We start from the raw sequence: 17,535 nt of genomic DNA on the forward strand, positions 1-17,535 counted from the left end.
TTACTTTTAAAATATAAAATCTCTACTCATTCAACATTTTCCACAACTTATCCTTCAATTCTGTTAATCCTTGTTGGGCAACAGAGGATATAAACATGTAAGGAACACCCTTAAATGACACATCTAATTCGGCTTTGAGTTCTGCTTTCAATTCATCATCAAGCATATCACATTTAGATATGACCACCATACGTTCCTTATCAAGCATTTCAGGATTATATTTTGTCAACTCATTTACTAAAATATCATATTCAGCTTTTATATCGGATGTATCAACAGGAACTAAAAATAGTAAAGTAGAATTGCGCTCAATGTGACGTAGGAAATAATGACCTAATCCTTTGCCTTCAGCAGCTCCTTCTATAATTCCAGGAATATCAGCAATTACAAAAGATTGAAAATCTCTGTACGCTACAATGCCAAGATTGGGTTTTAACGTGGTAAACGGATAATCAGCAATTTTAGGCTTAGCAGAAGTTAACACTGATAACAAGGTAGATTTTCCAGCATTAGGAAAACCAACTAAACCTACGTCAGCAAGGACTTTTAATTCTAAAATCACATCCATTTCTGCTCCTGGTAAACCGGGCTGCGAGTATCTTGGAGTTTGATTTGTAGAACTCCTAAAATGCCAGTTTCCTAAACCACCTTTACCGCCTCGTGAAAGAATTTGTTTCTCTCCTTCTTCGGTAATTTCGAAAAGAATTTCGCCTGTTTCCTTATCCTTAACAACCGTTCCTAATGGAACTTCTATGTACTTATCATCGCCATCAGCACCTGTGCTTCTATCACCACTACCATCACCACCATTACCCGCTTTAATATGTCTTGCAAATTTTAGATGAAACAACGTCCACAGACCCTTATTTCCAACTAAATAAACGTGACCACCACGACCACCGTCTCCTCCATCAGGTCCACCTTTTTCAATAAACTTTTCTCTATGCAAATGCGTAGAGCCCTTTCCTCCTTTTCCGGATGAAACATATATTTTAACGTAATCTACAAAATTTCCTTCTGTCATAATTCTTATTTTCGTGCTTAGGACTTGGTTTAGTTCGTTTCAATAAACTTCTCGAAACTTCAAACACCAAATACCTTACACTATTAGTGTATTGCTTTAACCAATACTTTATCAATCTTTACACCATCCATATCGATTACTTCTAACTCAAATCTTTGCCACACTAACTTTTCTCCTTGTTTTGGAATACGTGAGAGTTCAGTCATTATTAAACCACTTACTGTGGTCACTTCATAATCATTTATGAGTTCGTCTAATTCAAAATATGTCAAGAAATCATGTAATGAATAATGGCCATCTACTAACCATGTTCCATCTTCACGTTCTACCAACTGAAAATCATCTTTATAAAAATCAGAAGCATCTCCAACTAAAGCTTCTAGAATATCATTTAAAGTGATTACTCCTTGAAAAACTCCGTATTCATCCGATACAAAAGCATAATGAATTCCTGATTTCTTAAAATTTTCAAGTGCCACATAAGCCGTTGTTTGCTCCATCATAAAAGGAGCTTCGGTCATTATATCGCTTAAATTAAAATTTTCATTGTCTATATGAGCAAAAATATTTTTTAAGTTTACAACTCCCACAATTTCATCATAATTGCCATTGTAAACAGGATATATAGAATGAAGTTCTTCTAGCATAAACTTTTTAACTTCTTCTTTATTAGCATAAAGTGGTAAAAACATTACTGACTTTCTGTGTGTCATTAATGAGTTTATTTTTCGATCACCAATATGAAAAACGCGCTCAACGATATCTTGCTCTATTTCTTGCACTTCGCCACCTTCTGTTCCTTCCTTAATAATGGCTTTAATCTCTTCCTCCGTTACGCGTCCGTCCGCAGTAGGTTTTATTCGTAAAACATCTAATAAAAACTCAGTCGATTGCGTTAGCAACCATATAAAAGGTGCTGTTACTATGGAAACTATTTTCATAGGCATTGCAACGGCTTTAGCAATTGCCTCGGGATGATTTAATCCAATTCTCTTAGGTAATAGTTCACCAAGCACTAGTGAGAAAAAAGTCAAAACAACAACGACTAATCCTACTGCAATAGCAGGCGCGTATGGTTTCAGTATCTCGAAACCTTGAATAAATGTTTGTACATCAGTGGTTATCTTATCTCCACTATAAATACCGGTAAGAATCCCTATTAACGTGATTCCTATTTGGACAGTTGACAAAAATTTATTTGGCGAATTTGCCAAATCCAACGCTATTTTTGCACTCTTATTTCCTTTTTTTGCTGCTGTTTCTAATCTATTTTTTCGTGCTGAAATTAAGGCAATTTCGGACATGGAGAAAACCCCATTGAGCAGTATCAGAAAAAATATTATTACTATTTCCAAGTTATTATTTTGATTCGTTTAGGTATTCTAGTTCGATTTTTCATTTTTTAAAATCGAATATTCTAATTAATTATTATTTTAGCCCAGATGGTAGTGGAAAGCCCGGAACTTATAAAACATCATTTTCTTGACAGAAAAGAGCGACCGGAGGAAGCTCCTTTTATGGCTTAGAAAATAAGTTTTATAAGTGAGGACTTGCAACGTACAGCTGGAAATAGCTGCTATAAATTATCAATAACTGTACTTACTCTATCTGTAATTTCAGCAATAGAACCAATGCCATTTACTGGAAAAAATTTTCCCTGCGCTTTGTAATAGTCCATTAATGGTGCTGTTTTTTCATTGTATTCTTGATAACGATTTCTAATTTTTTCTTCGTCTTGATCGTCTATTCTGCCGCTTGTTTTACCTCTTTCTAACAAACGCTGGATTAAAATTTCATCATTAGCTTCAAGGGCGATTGTTGCTGCCACTTTTGAATTAATAGAAGTTAAGAATTGATCTAACGCTTCAGATTGCGATAATGTTCTAGGGTAACCGTCAAACAAAATTCCATTAGTATCAGGATGTTTATTTACCTCATCAATCAGCATTTTAGTAGTTAATTCATCTGGCACTAAATCGCCTGCATCCATATACACTCGAGCTTGCTTGCCAAGATCAGTGTCGTTTTTTAGATTAAAACGGAACACATCTCCAGTTGAAATATGTGTTAATTTATATTTTTCTTTAAGAAATTCGGCTTGTGTGCCTTTGCCAGCTCCTGGTTTTCCAAATAAAACAATGTTAGTCATGTTGTTGTGTAGTTATTCTTTTAATTTATAAACTTCTGATAAATTTCGTCCCAAACCATCATAATCTAAACCATATCCTACGATAAACTTATTAGGAATGCGGATTCCAATATAATCAATTTTAACATCTTTTGTATAGGCCTCTGGTTTAAAGAATAGCGTTGCGATTTTAAAATGTTTTACATTTTGTTTTTTAAATAAATCTTTTAGCTCCACAAGAGTATTTCCAGTGTCGACAATATCTTCAATAATAATAACAGAACGCCCCGTTAAATCTTGATTAAGACCTATTAATTGCTTAACATCATTAGTAGAAGATGTTCCTTCATAGGAAGCCATTTTTATAAAAGAGACTTCACAAGGTTTTTTATATAACTTCATAAAATCAGAAACGACCATAAAAGCACCATTTAAAACACCGACAAATACGGGAATTTCATCTGCAAAATCATCTTGTATCTGGGCAACCATTTTTGTCAAGGCAAACTCAATTTCTTTAGCAGAAATGAACGGAACAAATTGTTTATCGTGAAGTTGTATCATTATTTGATGTTTAAAATAATGGGCAAAGATAGCAATTTCTGAATTTAGATTTTAGATTTAAAAGCATAAGAATGCTGTATATTTACAAATTTTCTGTTTTTAATACTTTATATGAATAACGATCTTTACAAAAATATAGTAAATACCAGTGCAGACCGTAAAAGTAGAGATGCTATGGCTTAGCTTATTGTACCTCAAGAAAACCTATTTCTTATAGCGATAATGTTACTTCTAAACTCAGAGGATAAAAACCATTATAAAGGCTGCTAACACTATATGAAATAGGCGAAAAACACGATTGGATTTACCCTAAATTACAACGTATTCTTATTGATGATTACCAGAAACATTCTTATGCTTACAAGGCTGTTGCTAAGGAAATTTTAAAGAAAACTGGTAACCAATTATAAAAATTACGTACATTTGTAAAAACTATACGTACATGAATACTAAACTCACTTTATCGTTAGAAAAAGAAGTCATTGAACAAGCTAAAATTTATGCCAAAGAAACAGGTAGAAGTTTATCTGAAATGGTAGAGAGTTATTTTAGAAATTTGACATCGAAAAGAGATTTGGATTATAAAGATATTGATCCAAAAATTAGAAAATTGATTGGTCGTATTACCCTTCCAGCTGACTTTGATATTAAAAAAGCTAAAGAAGAATATTACAAAGAAAAATATGGTATATAAAAATATTTTTTTAGATACTAATGTTTTAGTTGACATTGTAGCCAACAGAAAACCTTTTGCAGAATCATCAATAGCAATTTTTGATTATTGCCAGCACAACAAAATCAATACATACTCCACTTCTCATTCCATTGGAACACTACATTATATTGTAAAAAAAATGGTAAACGAAGTCGAATTACGTTCTATCATCGAGGATTTATTAGATACAATTTTAATAATTCCTGTGACTGAGGACATCCTGAGAAAAAGTCTACAATCCAACCATAAAGATTTTGAAGATGCTATTCAAATAATTTCCGCTCAATCTATCCCCGATATGAATTGTATTGTGACTAGAGATTTAAAAGATTACAAAAATGCTGAGATTAGGATATTTACACCTAATGAATTTTTAAACGCATTAAACTAAAAAACTACAACTACACAATGACACGAGCGTAGCGACTGCATTTGACCGTTAACAAACAATAACTAAAACAAATGAATTATTTTTCTTCTGATTTTAAACTCGGCATATTAGGCGGCGGTCAACTCGGCAAAATGATGTTGTTTGACACTCGCAAATTCGACATACAAACTTATGTTTTGGATCCTAGTGATGAAGCTCCTTGCAAAATAGCCTGCGATAAATTCTTCAAGGGAGATTTGATGGACTTTGAAACTGTTTATAATTTTGGGAAATTAGTTGATGTATTGACTTTCGAAATTGAATTAGTTAATTTAGAAGCTTTAGTAAGGTTAGAAGATGAAGGATTAAAAGTTTATCCTTCGCCTAAAACGTTGAAACTGATTCAAAACAAAGGTGTTCAAAAAGATTTTTACACAGAACATGCTATTCCAACAGCAAATTACACAAGATTCAATGATTTAAAAAGTTTAGTCGTTGCTATACTAGAATCTAAGGTTGAATTGCCATTTGTATGGAAATGTACTGAATTTGGATACGATGGAAATGGTGTAAAAGTCGTTAGAGAAGTATCTGATTTAGACAATCTAGCAAATGTTGAATGCATTGCAGAGGAAATGATTCCTTTTAAAAATGAATTAGCGGTGATTGTTTGTCGTTCCCCTTCTGGCGAAATAAAAACGTATCCTGTAGTTGAAATGGAGTTTCATCCCGAGGCCAACCAAGTTGAATATGTGATTTGTCCCGCTCGAATCGACGATGAAGTTGCCCAGAAAGCAAGAGCTATTGCATTGAATGTCTCTAAAAAATTCAATCATGTTGGACTTTTAGCGGTAGAAATGTTCCAGACAGAAGATGATGAGATTATTGTAAACGAAGTGGCACCTAGACCACATAATTCTGGACATTATTCTATTGAGGCGAGTTATACTTCACAATTTGAAAATCATTTGAGAGCTATTTTAGATTTGCCTTTAGGAAATACAGATAGTAAAGTGGCTGGGATTATGGTGAATTTAGTTGGCGCCGAAGGTTTTTCTGGAGATGTTGTTTACGAAAATATCGAAAAGATATTAGCTTGGAACGGCGTTACTCCTCATATTTACGGAAAGAGGCAAACAAGACCCTTTAGAAAAATGGGGCACGTTACTATTGTAAATAAAGATATTGATGAAGCCAGACGAATTGCCGAGGAAGTAAAGAATAGTATAAGAGTGATTAGTGTTCAGTAAACAGTTTTTAGTCTCAGTTTACATCATAAGATAACAATAATTTTTTAATTAGCTTTGTAAAAAACCAGTAAATGAAAATTTCAAAACTACATATTGATACTTTTAGACATTTAAAGAATCTAGATTTTGATTTTACGTATCCTGAAGATTTTCACATTGAAGAAAAACGCGGAAAACCGTTGGATAAAATTTGTTTAATTGGGCAAAGTGCTACGGGGAAGACCAGTTTGTTGGAGTTGATTTTTGAACATATTTTAAAGATTTTCGCTTTAGAATTGATTGACAATACTTATTTAGCAGGATTAAGTAACCCTATAAAAGATTTAAATGGAGAGATCAATCTTTTCATAGATGATGAAATCCTTAAATTAAGGGGTGGTGAAATCGATTTCAAAAACCAAAACTATAAATTTAAAAATAAGGGAGGAACAATAACCCCATTAATTCCATATCAAAATCAAAAAGATGTTTTTTACTTTAAAGCCAATATAATATCGGATAAAAACATCGATATTTTTTCTAAAAATCCAATTGACTTATTTGAAAGATATCCAGAACAAAATATTCCCAGATTAGGAAAAAAAAATGATTACACTCTTCCTTCAACAGTTTTTGACGATAAAGTGGATACCGAAATATGGCTTTCTTTACTGAGCAAAATATTATACTATCGAAAAAATTTTACTCAAAAAATGTCTGAACTAATACATAAAGGGCTACTTGGAGATCAAAAGAAGCTTGATATAGAATATAAAAAATGGCAAAAGGAGAATCCTAATGCCATAGCCGATTTTGCCAAAAAATTTAATCCAATTTTAGAAAAATTAAATTTAGAAGTTGATTTGGTCAACACCGAATATTCAATACCTATAAAAAATAAGAAGACAGACGAAATAATTCCAATTCAAAGTACCAGTACTGGAACCAAAGGACTTTTACTTTCATTTTTACCTTTGTTCAAATTAGACACAAAAGATTCAATCATATTAATTGACGAACCTGAACGTTCTTTATATCCAGATATGCAAATGGATTTGATGGATCATTATCAAAATTTAGCTCCCGATGCACAGTTTATTGTAGCTACACATTCGCCATTTATTGCAGCGTCCTTTGAACCCGAAGAACGCTTTATTCTTTATTTTGATCAAGAAGGAAAGGTAGCTGTTCGGAGAGGTGAATCTCCAATTGGCGATGATCCTAATGATATTTTAAATAATGATTTTGGTGTCAATTATTACAATAAGCATGCAAAGGAAGCATATCAAAAGTACATTAGCTTAAAACAGAAAATGGCTAGTGAAAATGATCCTAAAAGAAAGAAAGAATTACTGTTAAAGACAGTTAAACTCGGTGATACCTACAATTTCTAATATGAGTAGAGTACATAAAAATGATAATTCTGAAATCATTACAAATAATCTCAATTACATAGAAGGTAATTCAAACAACAATTTGAAAATTTCGAAGATCTTATACCACGAGCAAAAAGGATTTTGTTGTTACACAGAAGAGTATTTAGGAAGAGCAGATGCACGAGACATCGAACATTTTAATCCGAATTTAAAAGGAACTGATAAAGATTCGTATTCAAACTGGTTTCTTGTAAAACATCAGTGGAACAAAGAGAAAGCAACAAAATGGGAAAATTTTCAACCTATATTATTACCAACAGATGACCACTTTAACGACAGGATAATTTATGATTACGGCGATTATAGAGTTTCAGATTCAGTAGATAAACAAGCTCAAAACTTAATCTCTTTAATTAAGTTAGATGACTTGATTCTCGCCGAAGAAAGAAAAAAATATATTCGCAGAAAAAGGGAAGAAATTCAAAAATTCGGCGAATCAGCGGAAGAATTCTTTAAAATCTTAATCGAAGATGACATTAAACAGATTTCATATTTAAGAGCCATTCAAGAAGAGTTTAAAATTGATATTTGGAATGTGATTCCTCAACTTACATAAACAAAAACAATGAGCAAAGTAGCCGTAATAATGGGAAGTATCTCAGATATGCCAGTAATGCAAGAAGCAATAGATATATTAAAATCATTTGAAATCGAGGTGGAAGTTGATATTGTATCGGCACACAGAACACCTGAAAAATTATTTGATTTCAGTCAAAACGCTCATTTAAGAGGGATCTCGGTGGTCATTGCTGGAGCTGGAGGCGCGGCGCATTTACCAGGAATGGTTGCATCGATGTCACCACTACCAGTGATTGGTGTTCCAGTAAAATCAAGTAATTCTATTGATGGTTGGGATTCGGTTTTATCTATTTTACAAATGCCAGGCGGCGTTCCTGTGGCAACTGTAGCATTAAATGGGGCGAAAAATGCTGGGATTCTCGCGGCTCAAATTATTGGAAGCAGCAACAAAGAAGTTTTAAAACGCATAATTGCTTATAAGTTAGAATTGAAAGAAGCCGTAAATAAAGCTTCGGAAAGTTTGAAAAAATAGAAATTACGACATAAAGCTCTGTTATTAATTTGTGCCACTTCGTGAAATTCGTATCGGAAAAAAACACAAACGTCAAAGGCCTCCATTTTCAGGAGGCCTTTGACGTTTTATAGCTTTGTGATCTACAATTAAACTTCTTCGATAATTTCCTCCAATACACTTTCAAATTCTGAACTAATTAAATCTTCATTATTGATCCAATTCTCTGAAGTCACTAAAGTATAATTTATATTGTCGTCTGTTTTTAATTCCCAAATAATTCCTTCAGCTTCTGGAAAAGGAATGTTTTGAGAGATTTGATCATCAAACAATCGTTTGATAAGATTTCTATCAGACAATCCGTTATTTAATAATTTTAACACGTTTTCTTTAGTCAAAACCTTTGCCGTATCAGCTTCATCAGGTGTCATTGAAAAATGCACCACTGAAGCTTTTGCATTTGGAAACTTTCCGTTATATGCCTTAAAAAGTAATTGGTTCGTATGAAATAATCTTCCCTGCATGTGAATTTCAGGATATTCCTCGCATACTTTATCGATTAACATGTTATGTGAAATTTGCTGAATTTGTCCCTCATTTAACTCCTCCGACAATTTATAGGTCAGGACAATTTCGGCGGCTTCACTGGGCTCGTAATCCGAAATAGCCATTTCTAAAAGTTCTGGTAAATTCTTTTTCTCAGCAGTTGCGCCGTCTGGATAATTGAATTTTTCTAGTAATTGAATTAAATCTTCATCTGACCAATATCCTTCGAGTTCATTCACGGTATCTACTCGCTTTATTATAATTTGGTAATTCATAATCTTATTTTAAAATGATTTTTGACTAATTTTTTACAATAATTAACCTTTACTCGAAATTACGCCTTTAAAAACTTTCAAAAAAATAAATAACATAACTATAACACGGATCCTTTAAAATTAGGGAAAGATAATCCCCTCTATTTTATCATTGTCTTTTTTATAAATCGCTACCTTTGTGAAAATAAAAAATTCAAAATAATTAATAAGAACAATTACACTAGCAATGAATATCTTAACAAAATACTTTTCTACTAAACACAACACAGCTCCTTTTTCACAAATAAAAAACGAAGATTTTTTACCTGCTATTCAGCAAGGAATCACCTTGGCCAAAGCCGAAATTGATTCTATTGTAAATAATACTGACGCTCCAACCTTTGAAAACACCATTGAAGCAATGGATTACACTGGCGATATTCTTGATCGAGCTTCGAGTGTTTTCTTCAACTTAAATTCAGCTGAAACCAATGATGAAATGCAAAAAATTGCACAAGAAGTTTCCCCACTTTTATCTGAATTTGGAAACGACATCCGATTAAACCCTGAGTTATTTGCACGAGTAAAAGCGGTTTATGATTCGAGAGAATCACTCCAAATCACTCCTGAACAGAGCACTTTACTAGACAAGAAATATAAAAGTTTTTCACGCAACGGAGCAAATCTACCTGAAGATAAAAAAAATGAACTACGCATAATTGACAAAGAACTATCAAAATTAAGTTTGCAATTTGGCGAAAATATTTTGGCTGAAACCAATGCGTTCGAAATGCATTTGACAGATGAAGAAGATTTAGCAGGATTACCAGAAGGCACTGTTGAAGCAGCTCGTTCTTTGGCGAAAGCCCAGGACAAAAAAGGGTGGATATTTACACTAGACCATCCTAGTTACGTACCTTTTATGACTTACGCCGACAATCGTGAACTGCGTAAAAAATTAGCAATTGCCTTTGGAGCTCGAGGTTTTCAAAACAATGAATTTGACAATCAGGCGATCGTTTTGCAAATTGCAAAATTACGTTTTCAAAGGGCTCAATTATTAGGATACGCAACGCACGCTCATTTTGTTTTGGAAGAAAGAATGGCGCAAAGCCCAGAAAAAGTACTTTCGTTCTCCAATGATTTATTGGCAAAAGCCAAACCTGCAGCACTAAAAGAATTCGAAGAATTATCGGCTTTCGCCAAAGAAATAGACGGAATTAAACAGTTAGAAAAATGGGATGGCAGTTATTACTCTGAAAAATTAAAACAAAAGCTTTTTAATTTAGACGATGAAAAATTAAAACCGTATTTTCAGTTAGAGAAAGTTCTAAACGGTGCTTTTACGATTGCTGATAAATTATACGGACTGACTTTTACAGAAGTATTTGATATTGACAAATACCATCCTGATGTAATGACTTATGAAGTATCAGATGAAAAAAAGGATTTAGTAGCTATATTTTACGCTGATTTTTTTCCTCGAAAAGGGAAACGCAACGGCGCTTGGATGACCTCATTTAAATCACAATATGTTAAAGATGGCGTAAACGAAAGACCGCACATTTCGAACGTTTGTAATTTCACTAAACCCACTGAAACGAAACCATCGTTATTAACTTTTAATGAAGTAACTACTTTATTTCATGAATTTGGACATGGATTACACGGAATGTTAGCCAACACCACTTATCCAAGTTTATCAGGAACTTCTGTTTATTGGGACTTTGTCGAATTGCCGAGTCAGATGATGGAAAACTGGTGTTACGAACCCGAAGCTCTGGCTTTATTTGCAACTCATTATGAAACCGGCGAGGTGATTCCGCAAGAATACGTAAACAAAATCAAAGAAAGTGCGAGTTTTCAAGAAGGATTAGCAACAATGCGTCAGTTGAGTTTTGGATTGCTAGATATGGGTTGGCATGGCCATGATCCCTCGAATATTACAGATGTCAAAGCTTTCGAAACCGAACAATTTTCCGCTACGCAATTGTATCCTGAAGTTGCTGAAAACGCGATGAGTACTGCTTTTTCACATATTTTTCAAGGCGGCTATTCCTCGGGTTATTATAGCTACAAATGGGCAGAAGTTTTAGATGCAGATGCCTTTGAATACTTTAAAGAAAAAGGAATTTTTAATAAAGAGGTCGCAACCAAATTTAAAGAAAACGTACTTTCTAAAGGTGGAACTGAACCACCAATGGAATTATATAAACGTTTTAGAGGCCAAGAACCAAAACCTGACGCTTTATTAAAAAGAGCAGGATTAATTTAAAATATTGATTTATTTCGTTTAAAAATGGAGCTAACAGACCTAAAATTTATACAAGATTACCTAAAAGAAAATAGTATCGAAAGGGCTACGACTAATGCAAAAAACATAAGTCCCACGTTGACAAATACTTATTTTGGTCAGTTTGAGTTTGAGTATCTTGGCGGAGCTACTGCACCATATCAGATAGAAATTAATATCTCTAATCCAAAAAAAATTCAAACCTATTGCAGCTGTCCCTACGATCATGGAGGTCTTTGTAAACATATAATTGCAGCTCTTAACGACATTTGTAAAGTCATTATTAAAAAAACAAATAGTATTTTAAATAATCTAAATGATTTTACAGATGTAAAAATCTTGAAATTAAATCAAGCGCATTTAGTGAACGAGCTTCTTTCGGATGTCGTTCTATCTCGATTTCCGTCGCGCTATAATAGTTATTATGAAAATCACATACAAGTTAGCAGTGCCTCACAAACGGAGGTAAAAACATTATTCTCAGACTGGGGCAACTTCCAACAAACCATAAGTTTTGATAGTGAAACTAAGATTTTAGAAACTAGCTGTACTTGTTCTAATAAAGAAAAACCATGCGACCATGTAGGTTTTAGCTTAAAAATTATAAAAAAGAAACTGGGCGAAAATTTCTTTAGTACCACTTATTTAGCACAAAAAATTAAAGCATTTTTACAACAATATAATCTAACTGAAACTGCTGGGATCGAGGAAATATTTGATTTTCAAATTACTAAAAAAGGATTTCAAGCAACTTCAAAGTACAAAAATATTCAGCATGGATTTCAAGACTTTTCTAATATTTATACAAATGAAGCAGTAGAGTTAAGTGCTCGACTACCTACACCAGATCATTTTGATCTCGACTTTGGATTAGGGATTTATTTTGGCTTTAGAGGGAAAAAATTTACCGGAGTAATCCCATTTCAAGCTAAATATAACAAGGCAAAAAACGATTTTGCATCCAGTATTTCCGAACTTAATTATTATAGCATAAATGAATCTATGCACTTATTCCTTCATGAAAAAAATGAAACTATAATTATAAAATCGTTACAGTTAAATGATTTAATTGAGACTTACGAATCAAAAAGGGAAATAGGCTATTTGACTAGAGCATTTGAAAATTTAGAAATTTTATTACCATTATGGAAAACGCTTTTAGTCTTTAAACATGACGATACATCTAGCTTAACAAGGAAAAATTTAACTTTAACAAAAATAGAAGAGACAAAAATAAGATTGTTTTTTACGATAAGCGAAAATAAATATTTCTATACACTCAAAGCAAAAATAGCAATTGGAGATAAAGACTTTAACCTCAATAGTCCATCAATAATTGTAAGTAATTTGTTTATTTTTTTCGAGGGTAACGCTTATCCCATTCCAAATGCCAGTGTAGCGGCACACATAAGTAATTTTGTAAATAAAGCAGAAATTAATTACTTTAAGAAAGATGTGCCTAATTTTATTGAAAAGGTAGTCTTACCACTATCTAAGAAATTTGAAATTCAAACAACTATTTTCAAGAAATCTAAAACCAAAGTAGAAACAGAAAATATTGAAAAGCAAATTTATATGTCCGATTTAGAGGGACAATATATTGTTTTTAAACCTGTGATTCAATACGATAAAACACTCGTTCCTGTATTTTCAAATGAATTATTGCTCGAAGCCGCCGAAGACACAAAAATCACATACAAGGAACGAAACCAATCTTTTGAGGATAATTTTATTGAAGAATTTAGAGGTTTACATCCAAAATTTGAAACTCAAGAAAATCTATTTTTTCTCACACCCGAGGAACTTTTTGAGAACTATTGGATGTTACACGCCACCGAAAGAATGAAGCAATTAGGCATTACTGTTTTTGGTGCAAATGAATTAAAATCCTTCAAATTCAATTTAAACAAACCCGTTATTCGTGTCAATTTAAAATCAGATATTGACTGGTTTGATATTGAAATCGATATTAGCTTTGGCAATCAAAAAGTAAATATTAAGGAGTTACAAAAGGCTTTTCTGAAAAAATCAAATTATGTTACACTTGGCGATGGAACGTTAGGAATTCTGCCAGAAGATTGGATGAAGAAATTTGCCAATTATTTTAAATCTGGTGAGATCAAGAAAAACGGAATCCAAATGTCAAATTATCAATTTGGAATTATAGACGAATTGTATCAAGAAATGGACAGTAAACCGGCATTCCTTGAAGAATTATATAATAAAAAAATGCGCCTGCAAAACATTTCTGAAATTGAAGTAATTGCTATACCAAAAGGAATAAAAGCAAAACTGCGAGATTATCAGCATCACGGCTTAAACTGGCTTGCTTTTTTGGATAAAAATCAGCTAGGTGGTTGTTTAGCTGATGATATGGGATTGGGTAAAACTTTACAAACTATTGCGTTTTTACAACATTTAAAAATAAGCAATCCAAAGAGTGAACCCTCATTGATTATTGCACCCACTTCTCTAATTTTTAATTGGAGAAATGAAATAGAAAAATTTTGCCCTAGCTTGAAGATGCTCACTTTTACCGGTGCGAGCCGATTAGAAAACAAAGATAATTTTACTAAATATGATTTAATTATTTCGACTTACGGATCTTTACTAAATGATATTGAATTTTTAAAAGATTTTAAGTTTAACTATGTTATTTTGGACGAAAGTCAAGCCATAAAAAACCCAAATTCAAAGCGTTACAAAGCAGTAAGATTGCTGCATTCTTACAACAGAATCGCGCTTACAGGAACTCCTATAGAAAACAATACGTTTGACTTATATGCACAACTTAATTTCTTGAATCCTGGATTATTAGGTAATATGACACATTTTAAAAACAACTTTTCGGATGCAATTGATAAAGATAAAGATGTTGATGCTTCGCAAATATTAAGTAAAATAATAACGCCGTTTATGTTGCGACGAACTAAAGAGCAAGTTGCAACCGAATTACCTGAAAAAACCGAAAGCATTATTTTTTGTGAAATGGAAAAAGAACAGCGTGCTGTTTACACTACTTTTAAAAACAAATACCGTGATTATTTACTGAACAAAATTGATGAAAACGGCGTTGAGAAATCACAAATGTACATTTTAGAAGGTTTGACTAAATTGAGGCAAATATGCAATTCGACAGCGCTAATTCCCTCCGAAGAGGATTTTGGAAATTATTCAGTGAAGTTAGAAGCACTAATGGAAAACATCAAAGAGAAAACAGGAAATCACAAAATTTTAGTTTTTTCCCAATTTGTAAAAATGTTGCAAATTGTAAAAACACGATTAGAAGAAGACCAAATTCATTACGAATATTTGGACGGACAAACTACCAATAGACAAGAAAGAGTAGAGAATTTTCAGAATAATGCTGATGTTAGAGTATTTCTTATAAGTTTAAAAGCTGGTGGTACTGGTTTGAATCTTACCGAGGCTGATTACGTTTTTATCATTGATCCATGGTGGAATCCTGCCGTCGAAAATCAAGCTATAGATCGCTGTTATCGCATAGGTCAAACTAAAAAAGTAATGGCATATCGGATGATTTGTAAAGATACCATCGAGGAAAAAATTGTATCGTTGCAACAAAAAAAGAAAAAAGTAGCTTCAAGTATTATCTCAATAGATGATGAGAAGAAATCATTTGATCTTAATGAAGTAAAGGAATTGTTTCGATAATTGAATTGCAATTGTATTGTTTTCAATAAAAGTTTTATGTCAATTGAAAAAAAATAAAAGCAAGAAATAATAGCTGAAATAATAAGCATTTAATAAAATATAAGCATAGCACAAAATATATAAAAATAAGTAAAAGATGAGTTTTTTAAAAGCCGAATGGAATAATCTAGCGATGATTAATTACGAAGTTAATCCAGAAATTCTACAAAAATATGTCCCAAAAGGAACCGAACTTGATTTCTGGAATGGCAAATGTTATGTCAGTTTTATTGGTTTTCTTTTCGAAAAAGTACGCGTCTTAGGAATTAAAATCCCTTTTCACTCTGATTTTGAAGAAGTGAATTTGCGCTTTTATGTTAGGCGTTTTGAGAACGGAGTTTGGAAAAGAGGTGCTGTTTTTATTAGCGAAATTGTTCCAAAACATGCCATTTCATTTGTAGCCAATACATTCTATAATGAGCATTACAGCACGTTGCCAATGAAACATACGTTGACGGTTAACGAAAATTCGAGAGAATTTATTTATCAATGGAAAGTAAATAATAATTGGAATACAATTCACGTAGAAACTGAAAAAAATCCTATCGAAATTGAAATTGATTCAGAGGCTGAATTTATTACGGAGCATTATTTTGGTTACACTAAAATTAATGAAAATCAAAGTTTTGAGTATCAAGTCACTCATCCCAGATGGCAGCAATATCAAGTTATAAAAAACACTTCTGTAATTGACATTGAAGGAGTTTACGGAAAAGAATTTGCATTTATCAAGGATTTAGAACCAACTTCAGTTTTTGTGGCGGTTGGCTCCGCTATAACTATCGAAGACAAGAGAAAAATATAGTTTCGATGACTAAATTCAAAGTAAAAACTAAAATTAATGCACCGCAACAAATCGTTTTTGACATTTCCAGAGATATTGACGTTCATCAAAAATCAGCAAGTCCCACTAACGAAATTGCGATTGCTGGCGTGACTTCTGGCCTAATTAATTTGCATGAAACGGTTACTTGGCGTGGAAAACATTTTGGTTTCTACCTTACACACAAAAGCCGAATAACGGCAATGAACTTGTACGATTATTTTGTCGATGAAATGGAAGAAGGAAAATTTAAATCTTTCAAACATGAACATTTTTTTTCTCATGAAAATGGTGTAACGGTAATGAAGGATAAAATACTTTACGAAACTCCATTTGGATTTTTTGGAAAGCTATTTGATTTTTTACTTTTAAAAAGGCACATGACTAACTTCGTTTTGGCGAGGAATAAAGTTTTAAAGGGGTTAGCTGAAAAAAAAATTGATGCTTGAAGATTTTCATAAACATCTTAATTGCCATAAACACTTATTCTATCCATCCTTATCATCCTATCTAAAGAAAAACTACCATCAACCACCAAAGAATTGGAATACTCTCAACCCAAAAAGAAGTGTAATATTTGGAACGTTTTTCATTAGCAAAAATCAAAAAAAGACCAACTAAAACAATTAAAATAACATTTACAATTATTTGATTCTTTTCAAAATTACTTTTTAAGAATTCTAAAAAGAAAAACAAAATAATCAGTGCTAATCCTAAATTTTTTGTTCGCTTTACTCCTATTTGTTGTGGAACTGTTTGAAGATGAGGATCGTCGTTTGCTAAATCAAGAATTTCAAAAATGAGAATCAGTACAAAAATGAGAATAAACCTTTGCATACATTTTAAATAAAAATCAGTTGTAAAAGTAACTTCAGCATTTAAAATGGGTAATATTAAAGTAACTCCAACCCAACATAAAGCCACAATATAAATTTTTACACCAGCCCAATTTCTAGCATTTCGTCTATTAGGGAAAAAAGGAAGTGTATACAGTAAAGTGAAGCTTAAAAACACAAAAGCTACAATTTGAGTGATAAGTTCTAATTGAAAAAAATAATAACCAACCAATAGAAGGCAGCAAAAACTCCATAAAGCGATTGCTTTCAACTCATAACGCATTTGAACTTTTTGTTTTCTAGCTAAGGCATCGTATTTCACAAAATTATATCCTACAACTGTTCCAAAAAATACGAAATATGCAATCGAATTTTCATAAGGAATGTGGAACATATGTTGCGTCATTCGAACTAAAGCATAACACGATAAAGCCACGTGAATACTACTATTTATATAAAAATCGAATATTAATTTAAAAAATTTCATTAGACAAAATTAATCAAAGTGTTAATAAGAATGGCTTTTGGTTGAAAAATTGATAGAAAATCAAGTTAAAAATGGCTAATAATAGC

The 17,535-nt window shown here is 32.4% G+C and carries 16 protein-coding genes; 10 read left to right on the plus strand and 6 right to left on the minus strand.

The genetic code is table 11. From position 1 onward, the window contains the following. Nucleotides 1–22: 22 nt before the first annotated feature. From obgE to hpt, 4 genes are all read right to left on the minus strand, one after another. On the minus strand, nt 23–1,024 hold the full coding sequence (gene obgE / locus RCH18_RS04120; protein WP_326935484.1) for a GTPase ObgE: 1,002 nt from the start codon (nt 1,022–1,024) through the stop codon (nt 23–25). An 83-nt stretch (nt 1,025–1,107) separates the two neighbouring features. Further along, nucleotides 1,108–2,328 carry a hemolysin family protein gene (locus tag RCH18_RS04125; protein ID WP_442788143.1) on the minus strand — a complete coding sequence of 407 codons (1,221 nt, stop codon included), beginning with the start codon at nt 2,326–2,328 and terminating at the stop codon, nt 1,108–1,110. Between the two features lie 272 nt (nt 2,329–2,600). Next, nucleotides 2,601–3,173, minus strand: a complete 573-nt coding sequence (locus RCH18_RS04130; RefSeq protein ID WP_326935486.1) for an adenylate kinase — start codon at nt 3,171–3,173, stop codon at nt 2,601–2,603. Nucleotides 3,174–3,185: 12 nt separating this feature from the next. Further along, a complete protein-coding gene (gene hpt, locus RCH18_RS04135; protein ID WP_326935487.1) occupies nt 3,186–3,716 on the minus strand; it encodes a hypoxanthine phosphoribosyltransferase in 531 nt (176 codons plus the stop codon). Between the two features lie 442 nt (nt 3,717–4,158). On the opposite strand from hpt, the gene RCH18_RS04140 reads away from it, so the two are divergent. The 6 genes from RCH18_RS04140 (at nt 4,159) to purE (ending at nt 8,517) form a co-directional block, all read left to right on the plus strand. Continuing rightward, a complete protein-coding gene (locus RCH18_RS04140; RefSeq protein WP_326935488.1) occupies nt 4,159–4,410 on the plus strand; it encodes a DUF6364 family protein in 252 nt (83 codons plus the stop codon). Further along, nucleotides 4,400–4,822: a type II toxin-antitoxin system VapC family toxin gene (locus RCH18_RS04145; protein WP_326935489.1), complete on the plus strand. Its 423-nt coding sequence runs from the start codon at nt 4,400–4,402 to the stop codon at nt 4,820–4,822. Before RCH18_RS04140 ends, RCH18_RS04145 begins: the two co-directional genes overlap by 11 nt. 71 nt (nt 4,823–4,893) lie before the next feature. Continuing rightward, nucleotides 4,894–6,051: a 5-(carboxyamino)imidazole ribonucleotide synthase gene (locus RCH18_RS04150; RefSeq protein WP_326935490.1), complete on the plus strand. Its 1,158-nt coding sequence runs from the start codon at nt 4,894–4,896 to the stop codon at nt 6,049–6,051. A gap of 71 nt (nt 6,052–6,122) precedes the next feature. After that, the gene (locus RCH18_RS04155) at nt 6,123–7,424 is read left to right on the plus strand and encodes an AAA family ATPase (RefSeq protein WP_326935491.1); all 1,302 of its coding nucleotides are present in this window, start codon (nt 6,123–6,125) and stop codon (nt 7,422–7,424) included. 1 nt (nt 7,425) lies between these two features. Beyond that, entirely contained in the window at nt 7,426–8,022 is a 597-nt protein-coding gene (locus RCH18_RS04160; RefSeq protein WP_326935492.1) for a hypothetical protein, read from the plus strand. 9 nt (nt 8,023–8,031) lie between these two features. Continuing rightward, a complete protein-coding gene (gene purE / locus RCH18_RS04165) occupies nt 8,032–8,517 on the plus strand; it encodes a 5-(carboxyamino)imidazole ribonucleotide mutase (RefSeq protein ID WP_326935493.1) in 486 nt (161 codons plus the stop codon). 128 nt (nt 8,518–8,645) lie between these two features. Here purE and RCH18_RS04170 read toward each other — a convergent pair whose 3' ends face one another. Further along, nucleotides 8,646–9,317 carry a hypothetical protein gene (locus tag RCH18_RS04170; protein ID WP_326935494.1) on the minus strand — a complete coding sequence of 224 codons (672 nt, stop codon included), beginning with the start codon at nt 9,315–9,317 and terminating at the stop codon, nt 8,646–8,648. Nucleotides 9,318–9,543: 226 nt separating this feature from the next. Here RCH18_RS04170 and RCH18_RS04175 point away from each other — a divergent pair, with 226 nt between their 5' ends. The 4 genes from RCH18_RS04175 (at nt 9,544) to RCH18_RS04190 (ending at nt 16,575) form a co-directional block, all read left to right on the plus strand. Next, the gene (locus RCH18_RS04175) at nt 9,544–11,571 is read left to right on the plus strand and encodes a M3 family metallopeptidase (protein ID WP_326935495.1); all 2,028 of its coding nucleotides are present in this window, start codon (nt 9,544–9,546) and stop codon (nt 11,569–11,571) included. 24 nt (nt 11,572–11,595) lie between these two features. Continuing rightward, entirely contained in the window at nt 11,596–15,264 is a 3,669-nt protein-coding gene (locus tag RCH18_RS04180) for an SNF2-related protein (RefSeq protein ID WP_326935496.1), read from the plus strand. Nucleotides 15,265–15,400: 136 nt separating this feature from the next. Then, nucleotides 15,401–16,108 (plus strand): YqjF family protein, encoded by a 708-nt coding sequence (locus RCH18_RS04185; protein WP_326935497.1) that lies wholly within the window; start codon nt 15,401–15,403, stop codon nt 16,106–16,108. Between the two features lie 5 nt (nt 16,109–16,113). Then, on the plus strand, nt 16,114–16,575 hold the full coding sequence (locus RCH18_RS04190; protein ID WP_326935499.1) for an SRPBCC family protein: 462 nt from the start codon (nt 16,114–16,116) through the stop codon (nt 16,573–16,575). Nucleotides 16,576–16,636: 61 nt separating this feature from the next. Here RCH18_RS04190 and RCH18_RS04195 read toward each other — a convergent pair whose 3' ends face one another. Continuing rightward, on the minus strand, nt 16,637–17,449 hold the full coding sequence (locus tag RCH18_RS04195; protein WP_326935500.1) for a hypothetical protein: 813 nt from the start codon (nt 17,447–17,449) through the stop codon (nt 16,637–16,639). Nucleotides 17,450–17,535: the final 86 nt, after the last annotated feature.

The sequence above is a fragment of the Flavobacterium sp. PL11 genome, assembly GCF_035985025.1.
Taxonomy (GTDB): domain Bacteria; phylum Bacteroidota; class Bacteroidia; order Flavobacteriales; family Flavobacteriaceae; genus Flavobacterium.

Coding starts and splice junctions, on each gene's coding strand:
- obgE (WP_326935484.1), bottom strand. CDS start 1,024: ATGACAGAAGGAAATTTTGTAGATTACGTTAAAATATATGTTTCATCC.
- RCH18_RS04125 (WP_442788143.1), bottom strand. CDS start 2,328: ATGTCCGAAATTGCCTTAATTTCAGCACGAAAAAATAGATTAGAAACA.
- RCH18_RS04130 (WP_326935486.1), bottom strand. CDS start 3,173: ATGACTAACATTGTTTTATTTGGAAAACCAGGAGCTGGCAAAGGCACA.
- hpt (WP_326935487.1), bottom strand. CDS start 3,716: ATGATACAACTTCACGATAAACAATTTGTTCCGTTCATTTCTGCTAAA.
- RCH18_RS04140 (WP_326935488.1), top strand. CDS start 4,159: ATGAATACTAAACTCACTTTATCGTTAGAAAAAGAAGTCATTGAACAA.
- RCH18_RS04145 (WP_326935489.1), top strand. CDS start 4,400: ATGGTATATAAAAATATTTTTTTAGATACTAATGTTTTAGTTGACATT.
- RCH18_RS04150 (WP_326935490.1), top strand. CDS start 4,894: ATGAATTATTTTTCTTCTGATTTTAAACTCGGCATATTAGGCGGCGGT.
- RCH18_RS04155 (WP_326935491.1), top strand. CDS start 6,123: ATGAAAATTTCAAAACTACATATTGATACTTTTAGACATTTAAAGAAT.
- RCH18_RS04160 (WP_326935492.1), top strand. CDS start 7,426: ATGAGTAGAGTACATAAAAATGATAATTCTGAAATCATTACAAATAAT.
- purE (WP_326935493.1), top strand. CDS start 8,032: ATGAGCAAAGTAGCCGTAATAATGGGAAGTATCTCAGATATGCCAGTA.
- RCH18_RS04170 (WP_326935494.1), bottom strand. CDS start 9,317: ATGAATTACCAAATTATAATAAAGCGAGTAGATACCGTGAATGAACTC.
- RCH18_RS04175 (WP_326935495.1), top strand. CDS start 9,544: ATGAATATCTTAACAAAATACTTTTCTACTAAACACAACACAGCTCCT.
- RCH18_RS04180 (WP_326935496.1), top strand. CDS start 11,596: ATGGAGCTAACAGACCTAAAATTTATACAAGATTACCTAAAAGAAAAT.
- RCH18_RS04185 (WP_326935497.1), top strand. CDS start 15,401: ATGAGTTTTTTAAAAGCCGAATGGAATAATCTAGCGATGATTAATTAC.
- RCH18_RS04190 (WP_326935499.1), top strand. CDS start 16,114: ATGACTAAATTCAAAGTAAAAACTAAAATTAATGCACCGCAACAAATC.
- RCH18_RS04195 (WP_326935500.1), bottom strand. CDS start 17,449: ATGAAATTTTTTAAATTAATATTCGATTTTTATATAAATAGTAGTATT.